The organism is Chamaesiphon sp. OTE_8_metabat_110, from assembly GCF_031382685.1.
In the GTDB taxonomy this organism is placed as follows: domain Bacteria; phylum Cyanobacteriota; class Cyanobacteriia; order Cyanobacteriales; family Chamaesiphonaceae; genus Chamaesiphon.
In genome coordinates this window covers 1-13,768 of record NZ_JANMZA010000635.1, presented here as the reverse complement: position 1 = coordinate 13,768, position 13,768 = coordinate 1, and the positions used below count along the sequence as shown (strand labels likewise).

17 protein-coding genes and 1 pseudogene are annotated in these 13,768 nt (G+C 45.8%); 9 read left to right on the top strand and 9 right to left on the bottom strand.

All coding sequences use genetic code 11. From position 1 onward, the window contains the following. Positions 1–504: pseudogene (locus RMO52_RS22955) on the top strand (ATP-dependent Clp protease ATP-binding subunit ClpC); the annotation flags it as partial. Positions 505–565: 61 nt separating this feature from the next. On the opposite strand, the gene RMO52_RS22950 reads toward RMO52_RS22955, so the two are convergent. From RMO52_RS22950 to RMO52_RS22940, 3 genes are read right to left on the bottom strand one after another with little or no spacing between them, the layout of a single operon-like run. Continuing rightward, positions 566–1,336, bottom strand: a complete 771-nt coding sequence (locus tag RMO52_RS22950) for a Uma2 family endonuclease (protein ID WP_309739662.1) — start codon at positions 1,334–1,336, stop codon at positions 566–568. 23 nt (positions 1,337–1,359) lie between these two features. Further along, positions 1,360–1,779, bottom strand: coding sequence for a transcriptional regulator (locus RMO52_RS22945; protein WP_309739660.1), 420 nt, complete (start codon positions 1,777–1,779; stop codon positions 1,360–1,362). Continuing rightward, positions 1,763–2,062 carry a type II toxin-antitoxin system HigB family toxin gene (locus tag RMO52_RS22940; RefSeq protein WP_309739658.1) on the bottom strand — a complete coding sequence of 100 codons (300 nt, stop codon included), beginning with the start codon at positions 2,060–2,062 and terminating at the stop codon, positions 1,763–1,765. The genes RMO52_RS22945 and RMO52_RS22940 overlap by 17 nt, the downstream gene beginning before the upstream one ends. A 305-nt stretch (positions 2,063–2,367) precedes the next feature. Between RMO52_RS22940 and RMO52_RS22935 the strand changes: the two genes are divergently transcribed. Next, a complete protein-coding gene (locus tag RMO52_RS22935; RefSeq protein ID WP_310418967.1) occupies positions 2,368–4,671 on the top strand; it encodes a tetratricopeptide repeat protein in 2,304 nt (767 codons plus the stop codon). Positions 4,672–4,711: 40 nt separating this feature from the next. On the opposite strand, the gene RMO52_RS22930 is transcribed toward RMO52_RS22935, so the two are convergent. Together RMO52_RS22930 and RMO52_RS22925 are read right to left on the bottom strand one after the other, a co-directional pair. Further along, positions 4,712–5,548 carry an Rpn family recombination-promoting nuclease/putative transposase gene (locus RMO52_RS22930; protein WP_310418964.1) on the bottom strand — a complete coding sequence of 279 codons (837 nt, stop codon included), beginning with the start codon at positions 5,546–5,548 and terminating at the stop codon, positions 4,712–4,714. A gap of 48 nt (positions 5,549–5,596) precedes the next feature. Continuing rightward, a complete protein-coding gene (locus RMO52_RS22925) occupies positions 5,597–7,081 on the bottom strand; it encodes a glycosyl hydrolase family 57 (protein WP_310418961.1) in 1,485 nt (494 codons plus the stop codon). Between the two features lie 201 nt (positions 7,082–7,282). On the opposite strand from RMO52_RS22925, the gene RMO52_RS22920 reads away from it, so the two are divergent. The 7 genes from RMO52_RS22920 (at position 7,283) to RMO52_RS22890 (ending at position 11,486) form a co-directional block, all read left to right on the top strand. Continuing rightward, a complete protein-coding gene (locus tag RMO52_RS22920) occupies positions 7,283–7,762 on the top strand; it encodes a GNAT family N-acetyltransferase (protein WP_309744411.1) in 480 nt (159 codons plus the stop codon). Between the two features lie 149 nt (positions 7,763–7,911). Beyond that, positions 7,912–8,472: a rhomboid family intramembrane serine protease gene (locus RMO52_RS22915; protein WP_310418958.1), complete on the top strand. Its 561-nt coding sequence runs from the start codon at positions 7,912–7,914 to the stop codon at positions 8,470–8,472. 156 nt (positions 8,473–8,628) lie between these two features. After that, positions 8,629–8,991, top strand: a complete 363-nt coding sequence (locus tag RMO52_RS22910) for a hypothetical protein (RefSeq protein ID WP_309738392.1) — start codon at positions 8,629–8,631, stop codon at positions 8,989–8,991. A 153-nt stretch (positions 8,992–9,144) separates the two neighbouring features. Beyond that, complete coding sequence (locus RMO52_RS22905) at positions 9,145–9,468, top strand: phasin family protein (RefSeq protein WP_309738393.1); 324 nt, start codon at positions 9,145–9,147, stop codon at positions 9,466–9,468. Between the two features lie 98 nt (positions 9,469–9,566). Further along, positions 9,567–10,091, top strand: coding sequence for an FKBP-type peptidyl-prolyl cis-trans isomerase (locus tag RMO52_RS22900; protein ID WP_309738394.1), 525 nt, complete (start codon positions 9,567–9,569; stop codon positions 10,089–10,091). A 125-nt stretch (positions 10,092–10,216) separates the two neighbouring features. Further along, positions 10,217–10,882 (top strand): sigma-70 family RNA polymerase sigma factor, encoded by a 666-nt coding sequence (locus tag RMO52_RS22895; protein ID WP_310418955.1) that lies wholly within the window; start codon positions 10,217–10,219, stop codon positions 10,880–10,882. Between the two features lie 106 nt (positions 10,883–10,988). Beyond that, the gene (locus RMO52_RS22890) at positions 10,989–11,486 is read left to right on the top strand and encodes a Fis family transcriptional regulator (RefSeq protein ID WP_310418952.1); all 498 of its coding nucleotides are present in this window, start codon (positions 10,989–10,991) and stop codon (positions 11,484–11,486) included. A gap of 141 nt (positions 11,487–11,627) precedes the next feature. Here RMO52_RS22890 and RMO52_RS22885 read toward each other — a convergent pair whose 3' ends face one another. The 4 genes from RMO52_RS22885 to RMO52_RS22870 all read right to left on the bottom strand — a co-directional run. Then, a complete protein-coding gene (locus tag RMO52_RS22885) occupies positions 11,628–12,410 on the bottom strand; it encodes a cobalamin biosynthesis protein CobQ (protein ID WP_309738397.1) in 783 nt (260 codons plus the stop codon). Positions 12,411–12,512: 102 nt separating this feature from the next. Next, positions 12,513–12,794, bottom strand: coding sequence for a hypothetical protein (locus RMO52_RS22880; RefSeq protein ID WP_310418949.1), 282 nt, complete (start codon positions 12,792–12,794; stop codon positions 12,513–12,515). A gap of 171 nt (positions 12,795–12,965) precedes the next feature. Continuing rightward, positions 12,966–13,193 (bottom strand): hypothetical protein, encoded by a 228-nt coding sequence (locus RMO52_RS22875; RefSeq protein ID WP_309738399.1) that lies wholly within the window; start codon positions 13,191–13,193, stop codon positions 12,966–12,968. A gap of 108 nt (positions 13,194–13,301) precedes the next feature. Next, positions 13,302–13,768: DUF1727 domain-containing protein (locus RMO52_RS22870; RefSeq protein ID WP_310418946.1), on the bottom strand; the 467-nt coding region annotated here is incomplete at its 5' end.

Here is a 13,768-nt window from a genome sequence, read left to right as displayed (position 1 = left end):
GGTTCTAAAGTAATCGAAAAAGGCGGCGGCGGTCTCGGATTCGAGTTCACCGACAACAAAACCGAAGCTACTTACAACCGGATTCGCAGCTTGGTCAACGAAGAACTCAAAAACTACTTCCGTCCAGAGTTCCTCAACCGTTTGGATGAAATCATCGTCTTCCAACAGCTTACCAAGCCAGAAGTCAAAGAGATCGCCGACATTATGCTCAAAGATCTCTTCGGTCGCCTGACTCAACAAGGCATCCAGCTTGAAGTTACCGATCGGTTCAAAGACCGTTTGATCGACGAAGGCTACAATCCTGCCTACGGTGCGCGTCCGCTCCGTCGGGCGATTATGCGCCTGCTCGAAGACATCCTCGCCGAGGAAATGCTCTCCGGTCGTCTCAAAGAAGGTGACACCTCGATCGTCGATATCGGCGAAGATGGCAAAGCAGTCGTTACTCCCAAGCAGGAAGCAATCCCCGCTGCGGCACCAGACTTGCTAGCACCAGTCGGCGAATAATCGATTTAGAAATCTAATATTAGTTTAAAAGGTGTACTGTAGAGTACACCTTTTTTTGAGTTTATTGAGCTATTGCTAAATTCTGTCGCACCCACAGCCGAAACTCCTTTCTAGCTTCACTCATCAATATTTCCGAACGCTCTAAAATGCGCGAAAATCCCTCATTAATCGGTAGCGTGGGAAATAATGAACTAGTCGGAGATTCTTGATAATGCCCCTGCAACAGTACAAAAATCGCTAATTTACCTTGCCGATATCGCCAAATTTCTGGTACGCCCAGAGCTTCATAGGCACTTAGCTGAGTAGCCGAAGTTAAATCTATTTCGATTGCCAGATCTGGAGGTGGATCGATTGCTAAGTCTAGTCGTTTCTTACCAACTATTGCTTGACAATTTTTGAGATAAAAGCAATCATCAGGCTCGATGCCAGTTTTCATCCGATCGTTTTTAAATGTAGTCGAACCCAGTGATTCCCAGGGCAAATCTAATTCTTCCAGCAACACGACGAGTAAATTACTAACCAAGACTTTAATCCGTTCGTGTTCCGGCAATGGCATTCTAATTTCTAATTCCCCATCATAATAAGCAATCCTAGTAGCTCTCTTTTCGCCTAATTCGAGCAACACCTGCTCGAATTCTGCCCAGCTCACATCGGATAGATAGATTCGTTGTCCTGCACTAAGTTTGATGCGGTTTAGAGATATTGACGTTACCATGCCCATGCCGATCGATTTGAATAAATTATAACAAGTTTGCAAGATACCCGACTTTTTAAAAAGTCGGGTATCTGTTTTACTGCTGCAACCGATATAATAACTGCTATGAGTGAGCATAATTTTTCATAGCTTAGCGATCGCTAAATAAATGCACTTGCAGAAATATTAAAAATCTCTCCTAATTTCTTGGCTTGTGCTTTACTAATAGCCCGCTTGCCATTAACGATCGAAGATACCAGACCTTTTGATGGACTGAGTACACCTACCAAATCTACTTGCTTCATATCTCTAGCTGCCATTAAATGCTGGAGCAGTTCGTGAGGTGCTGTCTGCGACCATTCTTTGAGTAAATATGTTTCCTCTTCATAGTCTTTAATCAGCTTAACTAATAATCTAAACAAGACTGTTTCTTCAATAGTACGATGCTGTTTTTTTGAAATTAGTTTTTCAGCTTCAGTCAAAAATTGTTCGTATTCTTCTTTTGTTTCAATAATTTTGGGAATAATGCGATCGCGCTCTAATATATCGATATAGTTCTCTTGGCTAATAGTATGAGTCATTTTTCCACTGCTCTTTATCATATTCGGCATGGGTTAAAAAATACTTAAAATAAGCTACTTGTTCCTCATAATCAATATCGAGAATCAGTCGATATTTATTACCTTTAATATTGAAAACAGTAAAGTTACCAACAGCTTCAGCCGTTCGGTAGTCTTGCTGTACGTCGATTAGATTCTGCCATGCTGACTTCTCGACCTTTTTGTAAAAGTTCTTAATTATTTCCGCTACATCAGGATATAAGGCGGATGCTTCTTTGAGCTTGCCAGCAGAAATAAGGTGCATAGGAGCTTGCCTTGAGATATTTAGGATTAGTTATGTCAAACAACATGCAGCAAGTATGGAGAGTTATATGCTTCTATCTAAGCATGTTTGCACATTGAAAACTAACTGTCAACACCAGCCCAAGTTACTTAGGATCTAAAAGTGACTGCCTATCTTTTAGCCAATATCGTTGAAGGTGGCAAAAATATTTATATAATTGGGGTCTAGCTGTAATTTTTCTCATCTTCGCATTGCATATTCTGTAATATTTATTCCCAATCTTTGAATAACTAAGTACGTTGCTCACTTGCCCTTACTATCCAGGTATGTCAAAACTAACTTGCACTCGAAACAACTGTAACGGCACGATCGATGATGGTTATTGCGATACCTGTGGGATGGCGGCACTCAAATCCCAATCCGAACTAGATATGGCGCTAGCGGCAACCGCCAGCAATAAACCAGCTCAGACATCCCAGAGTCTGAAAACCTCACGCAATAGTGCCTCAGTCACTAGTACCGGATCGAGTCCCACTAATAATCGATCGTCGCGCGGTACCCGGCGGAGTACGCCGACAGTGGGCAAAAGCAGTCGCCGCCAACTGGGTGCGGGATTGGTTTCGATTCCCGAATTGCCATCCACTGCGCCAGAATTAGCGGTGCTCGTCGAGGCGAAGGTACCTGAGAATAAACGGTTTTGTGCGGGTTGCAATCAGGCTGTCAAAAGAGATAAAGGTTTTTGCACTAAATGCGGGCAAAAATATAATTTTGTCCCCAGTCTCGCGCCTGGGGATGTCGTCGGCGGACAGTATGAAGTTAAAGGCGCGATCGCGTATGGTGGATTAGGCTGGATTTATCTGGGATTCGACAATTTGTTATCCCGATATGTCGTCCTCAAAGGCTTGCTAAATAGTGAAGATGCCGCGAGTGCGGCGGTAGCCTTAGCCGAACGGCAATTTTTGGCAGCAGTCAAACATCCGAATATCGTGGGGATTTACAACTTCGTCACCCACGATGCGGAAGGCTATATCGTGATGGAGTACGTCGGTGGCAAAACGCTTAAGGAAATTCGCAAAGCGCGAGGGACACTACCCGTATCGGAAGCCATTGCGTATATTCATCGGGTGTTGGGGGCATTTGCCTATCTCCACCAGCTCGGTTTGGTGTACTGCGACTTCAAGCCGGATAACGTCATGCTCGAAGGGGATGATATTAAGCTGATCGATTTGGGTGGTGCGCGTAAAATAGATGACCCCGACGGCGATATTTATGGGACGATCGGGTATGCTGCTCCTGAAGCTGGTGAAGGGCCGACAATTGTCTCGGATTTATTTACGATCGGGCGTACTTTAGCCGTATTAGTTACGAATATCTCTGGGTTTAGCACCGAGCATCAATACACTCTCCCCAGTGCCGAGTCGGATACTGTGTTTGCCCAGCAAGAATCCCTGTATCGCTTCTTGCTCAAAGCCACCGCACCAGCCGCCGACGATCGCTTCCAGAGTGCCGAAGAGATGGCGGAGCAACTTTTAGGCGTATTGCGCGAAGTTGTGGCTGTCGAGACTAATATGCCGCGTCCTGCGACTAGTCTACTGTTCGACGGCGATCGATTGGCGACAACATCAGGAGGCGATTTTAACCCGATCGAGCCTAGTTACTTGCATTTGCCCAATTTGCTCATCGATGCCAAAGACCCCGGCTTCAATGCCATTCTGAATGCCAGCATGATGACAGATCTCGATCGGCGGCTCGACCAATTGCGGCAAGTTGTCAAGCAACTACCCACCTCGATCGAAGCTAAGCTCCGACTGGCAAATAATTTCATCGATCGCGGCTGCATGGCTGTCCGTTCGCCACAAAGTAGCACCACTCCGGTGGCAATCGCTACTCATGACTATACCGAAGCCGAAATGTTCCTCGATCGAGTAGCCCAGCAAGATGCCTGGGATTGGCGGGTAGACTGGTATCGCGGTAAATGTCTCCTCGCTCAAAACCGCCCCCAAGAAGCCCAAGCAGCCTTCGATCGCGTCTATTTCGATCTACCAGGCGAACTCGCGCCAAAACTCGCATTTGCGCTCGCCGCCGAGCAAGGACAAAACTACAAACTCGCCGCCCAGATGTACGAACTAGTCGAGCGGACGGATCTCAATTATCCCACTGCTGCCTTCGGTTTAGCCCGTTGTCGCCTGATGCAGGGCGATCGCAACGCCGCCGTTACAGCTCTCCAACAAGTCCCACCCACATCCACTCTCTACACTAGAGCCAAAGTTGAAATTACGCGCATTTTAGTCGATCGACAATTACCCGTCGCTACGAATATTCCCCAACATCCCCAACCAACGATCGCCGAACTCAAATCGGCAAATGCCACAATCGAAGCCCTAACTTTGGAAGGAATTGAAAAGCATCGACTCGATCGGCAAGTATTAGAAACCGCTCTAGATTTACTCACATCAAAAGCAATTACCGCTCAGAATAATCTGATGATTTTAGGTCAACCTTTAGAGGAAATTAAGCTCCGCCAAGGGTTAGAAAAAGTCTTGCGCTCGCTGGCACACTTGAGCACTGGCGAAGAGAAGATCGTGTTAGTAGATGAAGCAAATCGAGTCCGACCGAAGACTTTATTTTAGAGAGATTGCCAGTAATATTAGAAACATTGACTATCTTCCTTTAAGCTGATGTTCGTTGGCATAGCCTCTCTGAAAGAGAATCGAGATCTAGCCAGTTAATCAAATCTGCCATCTGGGTAAAGTCCAACAAATCCTCAGCGAGAGATTCGACTCGATCGAGTGTCAGACTATTTACTTGTGCCTGAATTTCAGGACTAATAGTTCCAAACTTTCGAGCTAGTTGTCTTAGCACTAGGGATCTTCCTTCATCCGTGCGAGCATCTCGATATACTCGTGTCTGTTGTAACTCAATTCCTAACATCAGATTTACCTCATCTCTACTCAGATTATCGAACTTATACAAGACAATCGTGGACACTAAATTAATTATATCTCTACTACCCTGTGCCTGTGCGATTAATGTTCTGGCCTTCGCTTTTGCTCGCTCTCCCTCTAGCGTCGTCAACACCATTAATCCTAGACCGATGGGTAAGTTTTCTCTCTCCCCCAATTCATTCAAGTAAATCCTTGTAATCCGTCCGCTTGCTAACAGCTCTCGCACGGTATCCAGCCGGGATTGCTCGATATTTCGGGAGGGATAAATTACTACTGCTTGCCAATCTGAGAATCTTTCTCGCTGACGGTAGACATAGATACTAATTTCAGCAAGCATCCGCTCATAGAGCAACTCGTCGAGTTGAAATTGCGCTTCACAGAAATAGAGAATTCCAGATGGGGTGGGCGGGATAAACACCCCATCCATCCTAAATGCTGTTTCCTTTACCTCTATCGCATCAAAGACATATTCAGCAGCATTTTCAGGTGGGTTAGGAAGCAGCTCGAACAATAAAGTTGGTAATTGCTGAAATAACCGATAAAAAATCGTATCGCGGCGCATAAATACGGATGTATATTTACTAAAATTCGATCGGTTAAGTGGAATAAATTAGCTGCTTACTAACTCTAATCCCCGCCGATATAATTCTCGGGCGTACTCAGTCCATGTGCCTTGTCCCCAGTAGCGAAAACAACTAGTTTGCACCAACAAATTGTAGAGTAAAGCTGCTTGATAATCCGATCGAGTCGTCACTGTCGGGTCGGCGGCTACTAGTGCATCAAACTTTTGGTGAAAGAGCGCACTAAGTTGATACATCGGTTCGAGGACATTTTCATATCCTTGTACCCAACTGAGATTATCAGTCCAAGATGCACCATCCATATGAAATTGATGGTCGGTTGCCTTCAGTGCCACGATCGCATTTTCGACCGATTTTGTATCGGTTTGCGCTGGAGTAACTAATTGCCAAATTTTGTGCTGCTGCACGCCCTGACAGACTGGATAATCTGCTTCAGTGATGCCGATACTTGCGAGTAGTTCTAAATATTCCGTACCGTTGCAGCCGACAACACCATTAGTTTGACCCTTCATTTCTTGCCACGGACGGGGAAAATCGCGGGGGAATTCATTCATCATCACGCCACCATTTTCACCATCGGCAATTTGGGTGACTAGACAAGGAATCGATTTCCCTGCTAGTTGCTGTTTGCCGCGACTTTTTGCTTCATAATAAGGCTGCATTTGAGCGACTAATTTGGTATCCGAACCTTGGGTTTTAATTAAGGCGGTAATGCTAATTGTTTCGCCTTGAGAATTGCGAGCGACTAAGCGATTGGGTAAGTATTTATTATCTTGAGATAGACTCGCACCATCGAGCTGTTCGACAGAATGTTCCTGCACCATTAACCAACGATAACCGCATTCTTTGAGAGCTTTGATATAGGCATACAGGACATCGGGATGATTGGGGAGGTGCATCTCTGGGGGCGAGAAACCTTTGACGCGCTGGAGTGCCTCCATCCCAAATATAGACGCGAAATGATGTTGCCAAGCTTGGATTTGCAATTTGATGTCGGGAGTGGGAGTCGAAGGTACTACTGCATGGCTCCACATCGTCCCCAGCCACTCGACATGCGGCTGATACAGTGCGTCGCAGGTAATCTTTTTCAGGTGGTCTAGGATGTCATTTCGCCCCATCTGCTGCAATCCCCACAGCAAGTTTCCCGAATAGTCCAACATGATGCGGGGGTTGCAACCTTGTGCGACGAGATCGGGGATAAATTCACCCATCCGCGCATAGCACCAGGCAAACACACCCGCATTGTGATTGTCACCTTCACCTTGATGCTCGAACATATATTGCAGATGTCCGATAAGTTCACCCTGGGAGCCAGCCGGAATCGTGGGTTGGTGCATATGTAGCGCGCACGCAAATCCCGCAGTCATCTCGGCTAAATGTAGATTGCTAGTCGGGAGAAAGACTAATTCGGTATGGTTGACAGCAGCATTTATCTCCGCTTCTCGTCCGCAGATACTTGGAATTTCGGAGCCGATTTGGGCTAACTCAAACGTAGTGGCTGAAGTAGAAATCATGACTAGCTCCTAAATCTAACGATTTTCTACAATACCAAACTACATCAGTCCTTATCGTGGCGATCGGCTGAAACTTAACTCTTAGTAGTCACTGCACGTTAAGATCGGCGACGATCGTTTACACCTGTGTTGTCGGTGCGCTACGCTACGCGGTATCGCTACCGCTCTTGGAAGCGAGATGACCGATTTAATCTCCTGCATGTGACTACTTATCTTTTCCCCAACTCGACACAATATCAATTAGTTACGGGTAATACACTCGATCTGACGACCCTGCTGAAATTTCTCCAGATTACCTACCAAGAACTTTATCCCCAACAGCAAGATTATCAGCATCTCCAATCTACAGTCGATCGCTACTTGAGCGCCCAGACTCCATTATGGTTTGTCACGACAACCGATCGAGAGCGCAACTCGAAGATCGCCTGTCTGTGGGTAGGTATCGCCGTCGATCAAGTGACTGGAATTCGCCATCCAAATATTTTTTTAGTGTACGTCGAGCCGCTGTATCGTCGGCAAGGAATCGGTCGCGCATTGCTAGAACATTTAGAAACCTGGACTAAAGCGCAAGGTTATACTCAAATTGGGTTGCAGGTATTTACGACCAATCAACCCGCGATCGATTTATATCAGCAATTGGGTTATCAGCCTCGATCGATCTCGATGATGCGAGAGCTGTGAATTAGGCTTTGAATTAGGTTTTAGGCTTTAGGCTTTAGGTTTTAGGCTCTGGTCACTATCCACCATTCACTAATTCCAAAATCTATTCGGGAATTGTTAAACTTAAAGTAGTAGTTAGTATTAATTTCACCTAGGACATAAGTACAGCGATGAAAGCAGTAGTCGTCGAAATTAGAACTCAGATCTTGATGCTCGGGACGCTCGTGGGTTTGATGTGGGGACTGGAAATACTCGATACATTCGTGTTTAGACAGGGACTCGACCTTCTGGGCATTATCCCTCGTCAGGCGATCGGATTACGAGGGATTTTGTTTTCACCTTTCCTGCATGGTAATTTCGCGCATCTGAGCGCCAATACCGTGCCATTTATCATTCTCGGTTGGCTGATTATGTCGCAAAGTATCGCTAACTTTGTCAGCGTGTCAGTCATTTGTATGGTTTTGGGTGGTGTGGGTACTTGGTTATTTGGCGCTAGTAACAGCGTCCATATCGGTGCTAGTGGGGTAATTTTTGGCTACTTAGGATATCTACTCGCTCGCTACTATTTCGATCGCCGCGTTAGTTCGGGCCTCATTGCTTTATTTGTGGGTGCCACCTATGGTAGCGTTTTGTGGGGAGTACTCCCTTCCATGCCAGGGATCTCGTGGGAAGGACATTTATTTGGCTTTCTGGGTGGAATTGTCGCAGCAAAATTTGCAACCCAGCGATAATTTTTGAGCTGGTTCAGGGAAAAGTCGCTAATTTAGCACTCAAATCTCATACAAAAGTCCGATCTAATTCGCATGAGATTCATCGACAATAAGCACAGGTGAAAAGGCTGTCTTATCTGCTCGATCCTCTTGTGGCATTACTACCAAATCTTTTGTATGTATTTCTTAGAACCAGAAGAAGAAGATTATTTATTCTGCCCATCATTAAATTGGGACGATCTGTATACTGAAGAGACTTTTGGCGATCGGCTGAGACTTTTTTACAATCAGTTTAATAGTAGCACCCGCGCTTTGCTCGATCGATCGCTGTTTCGAGAGATCGAGCAAAACTCGATCGTCATCAGTTTAGAAATACTATGTAAAAATCAAATTATTTATAAGCGGCTGAGTCAAAAACGTCAAAAAATTAGTAATGAGATTCGGTGGATTTGGCCCGAGACAGTAATTCAATTTACAATTTTGGGGTCGCAAAATCTCGAAAACCACTGGTGTAGCCAAGTTGTCGAACTGCCATCATAGACCCGAGCGCAATAATCTCCCACGCCAGCTATTTCCTATTCCCTATTCCTTCCCCCTGCTAACATGCAGAAAGCTCACTGAGTATATTCGGATATCTACCCGATCGAGGATCGTCCTGCCGCCTAAAATAAGGATAACGATCGAATACAGGCTATGGACAACAATAACTGGTTACAACAGATTTTGATGCTCGGCATCGGTACTACCTCCTTGGTAGCCGATCGCGTCCGCGAAGTCAGCGAACAATGGGTCAAAGAAGGTAAAATCAATCCCGACCAAGCCAAATCATTTGTCGATGACCTGATGGGGCAAATGAAGCTCGATCCGGCGCACTTTGAAGTGCAGATGCAGCGGATGATTCGCAACACCATGCAGGATTTGGGAGTACCCCGTCAAGCCGAAATGGACGAGCTGCGCGGACGCATCGACAGACTCGAACGTCAAGTGCGGGAGCTGGAAAATAAGCTATGGAAGTAAGTCGAGGGTAATACTTCAAGATTTGAAGTTATCGCTCGATCGCTGTGCCACTCTCCGCTGATGACTATAATCAGATAGTGGTTCAATTTGAATTGAGTATGAAAGAAATTTTAGTTAGTTTAGGATTGATGCTGGGCTGCGGTATTCTGATCCTAGTCTTTCAGTTTGCTGTCGGAACACCAGATGCAACTGCCGAAGCCATCCTTCAGACCAATCCAGTTGCTACTGTAAATCAGTCTACACCCGCACCCTCCAACCTAATTGCTATGGATAACGAAAATCAAGTGACAACAGCCTCGGGGCTAAAATACGTCGAGCTGGCCGAAGGAACGGGCGAAACTCCTGCCAAAGGTCAAACCGTATCGGTTCACTATACTGGTACCCTCGAAAATGGCAAGAAATTTGACAGTTCACGCGATCGCAACTCCGCCTTTGAGTTCCAGATTGGTGAAGGTCAAGTAATTAAGGGTTGGGATGAAGGACTCAGCACGATGAAAGTGGGCGGTCGTCGCAAGCTGATTATTCCCGCAGATCTTGGATATGGTGCGCGCGGTGCTGGTGGTGTGATTCCTCCGAATGCTACTCTGATATTTGATGTCGAACTTCTCAAGATTAAGGCATAAGTCCGAGCGGGTGAGAAGACCAGAGTTGGTTTTCTCACCCCAGATCTTAAGAGTGGAGATTTGGGAACATCGCCCGATGAATGATGGTCATGGAAGGAGAGGATGCTCGCACAACCATAGTCACCATGAGTCAATCACTTTCCCTATCTTGGTCCCAGCTTGAGGAAAACCTCCCTCGAACCAGAGTGCAAGTAGCTAAATTAGATAAATTACCGAACAATGAGCTAATTTTGCTCGCTCAGTCTGGACTGCGTACAGATCGAGCAGCAGTAGCCGAACTAATGCGTCGGCATCAGTCTCATGTAGATCGGATCTTGTATCACTTGGCTCCAGATTGGCAAGATCGAGCGGATCTAGCTCAGGAAGTGTGGATTCGAGTCTACAAAAATATCAAGAGTCTCAATGAACCCGAAAAATTCCGGGGGTGGTTGAGTCGGATTGCCACCAATCTTTTTTACGACGAGCTTCGCAAACGCAAGCGAGTCGCGCCACCGCTGTCGCTCGACGCACCGATTAATGTTGGCGACGGATCGATCGAGTGGGATATCGCCTCCGATACGCCCAATCCCTCCGAGCATCTGAGTACAGTTGAATTTTACGACCAATTGAAAGCCGCGATCGCCAATTTACCTGCCGCCTTCCGCACGACAATTGTCCTCCGCGAAATCGAAGGATTGTCATACGAAGAGATTGCTGATGTAACCGGAGTCTCGATCGGGACTGTGAAATCACGGATTGCCAGAGCGAGAGCTGGATTGCAGTCTCAGCTCACTGGCTATTTTGAATCGTAACTAATATTCTCAATCGGGGAATATTAGTAATACATTGATATTTAGCTTGCTAAAATTACAAACTATTTGAAGTTGGGCCACACACAGGAGAATTGAGGATCGGAACATGACAGACAACTTCGATGGGGAGCGATCTGGTGCCCTTTTAGACGAGCGGTTCGAGCTACTGAGCGCCTATTTGGATGATGAAGTCACAGCCAGCGAACGCCAGCAAGTAGAAGCTTGGCTAGCCAATGATGCTGCGTTGCAATATCAATATCGCCAGATGCAAAAGATTCATCAGGCATTCCCCCAGATGAGTGTACCCAGCAGCCAGTCTGCTCAAGCTTTATCAACTGGTGTATTTGGTAAAATCGATCGCCAGCGCAACCGCAAACTCGCTTGGATTGGCGGCGGCACGATCGCCGCGACACTGGTAGCAGCTCTGACTGGATTGAGTGGTTTGTTCGGCGGTAATAACCATCAGTTCCAATTTGCAGCGAGTAAAGCCAAAACTCCCGCACCATTAATGCTGGCACTGAACGACCCGATTTTGGCAATGCCAGCTAAGGGCGAACAAGTAATCGAGTTACCGATGTCTTCGCCAGAAGTCAACGCAGACTAAAGTTACTGAGTTTCATCAATCCCCGACTTCTGTCTAGAAGTCGGGGATTTATGGTTGGTGGCGTTGCTGGATTGGTATGTGATTTCCGTATTTGTGAAACTTCCAATCCCCAAAGCCCAAAGTCTAAAACCTCAAAACTTTTTAGTTAATATCCAATCGCTTTAACATCGCCGCCCGCGCTCGATCGGCTAAACTGTCATCTAATGGTGCGAGATTAATTTCGGTTTGATACTTATTTTGGAGTGCGGTTTTAATCATCCAGTCGGCGATAAACGGATTTTTGGGAATCAGTGGCCCGTGGGAATAAGTCGCGATCGCATTGTGATAGAATGCGCCTTCAGTGCCGTCTGTGGCATTATTACCATAGCCCTTAATTACCGTTCCTAAAGCTTCAGCATTCGGGCCGAGATATGTTCTCCCACCGTGATTTTCAAAACCTACGATGATGGGTTTCTGCCCGCCGAGTAGCTCGGTAAGTTCGGCAGCGAGTCTTTTAGCAGTAATCTCAAATACCACGTTGCCAGTACACCGCTGGGTGTCAATGCCGGGATGTTTGGTTTCCAGATCGATAATGCCCATCCCTTCAATTTTCTCGCCCAATCCCGGCTCGTAAAATCTGCCCAATAGTTGTGGGGAACCGCAGGTAAATACGCCCGGAGCGCCTGCATCGAGTTTCGCTTTAATAGCTGCGGCTTTGGCTCCCGCGAGATCCCGCATGACGATCTCTTGTTGGCGATCTTGGGCACCACCGCCAGCCATGATATCAACTTCGAGGATGAGATCGGGATGAGAATCGCGATCGTAGGGGATAACTTCGACATTAATGCCCCGCCATTGAGCGCGTTGTTGGATGGCGATGACATTCCCGCGATCGCCATAAGTACTCATGAGGGTAGGATAGAGCCAGCCGATTTTTAATTCCATGTCTAGTGAATAGTGAATATTAGTTTAGAGATCGGCTGTAATTCTTGCATCTTCAAAACTTTGCCAAGCATCATCCTGATTTCTACGCGTAGCTATCTATTGCTATGGTAAGTATTTATAAAGAGCCAGTAATCCTCCACCTACAAAAGCTACTGTTGTACCCGTAATTATTGGCTGAATTACCGAGCCTTTATTATCTAAAGCTTTAATCTCACCTTCAATTTTAGCTTGACCAATTTGAAGTTTGGTAATGCCTTCTTGCATCCGATCTATTTTCTGGTCTATTTTCTCAAACTGTCGATCTACCTGTGCAAACTGTCGATCGATCTTCTGGTCTAGTTTATCCAGTCTCTCTTTGAGGTCGGTTTCGATAGTTATAGTCATGGCGATATCTCAAATGGTGGTTGTTATTGAAATTATATTAAATGTATCGATCGGCACTTCGCTAGAATGCTGTGTAAGTAACTGTCTAGCCTACAGTAGGGTGGGCATTTTTCAATAAATATGTTTTAGATATTATACATTTAATAAAAAATTGCACATTCTTACTTATTGCTATGGCAAATATTTATAAAGAGCTAATAATCCGCCACCGACAAAAGCTACTGTTATACCCGTAATTATTGGCTGAATTATCGAGCCTTTATTATCTAGAGCTTTAATGTCACCTTCTATTTTAGCTTGACCGAGTTTAAGTTCTGTCATGTCTTCTTGCATCCGATCCATTTTCCGATCGAGTTTATCAAGTATTTCTTTGAGGTCGGTTTCGATAGTTATAGACATGGGGATATCTCAAATGTTTATTATTAAGATTATACTAAATGTATCGATCGGCAACTTCGCTCTAATGCTGTGGAACTCTAAACCCGTCATGTGGATGCTCCCGATCGATTAGAGAATTTTTTTGCCAGTTAAAATTTCGCGGACGTCTAACATGGCAGAGTAGGTGGGAATGATATGGAGGACTTCGGTGGTGGCGGTGAGTTCTAATGCAGTATCGATCGCATCTTTGAGATCTTCTTTAACGATAATTTTACAACCGCTACTGGGGTCGATTTTACTGTATTCCAATCGCAATGCCATATCGTAAACCCGATCGCCACTGACAACGATCGTCCCGCCAGCATTGACAAATTTTTCAGTATCCACATCCCAAATCCACGAGACATCAGTACCATCGGGGGTGCGATCGTTGAGAATCATCAAGCTTACCGAGCTACCACCCGATCGATTGACTTGACTGACAGCGCGGATGGTTTCATTCATACTGGCGGGATTTTTAGTCAGTAAGATCCGCACTTTTTTACCATTATAAACTAGTTCTTCCGATCGACCGAAGGCAGCTTGGAAGTTAGCGA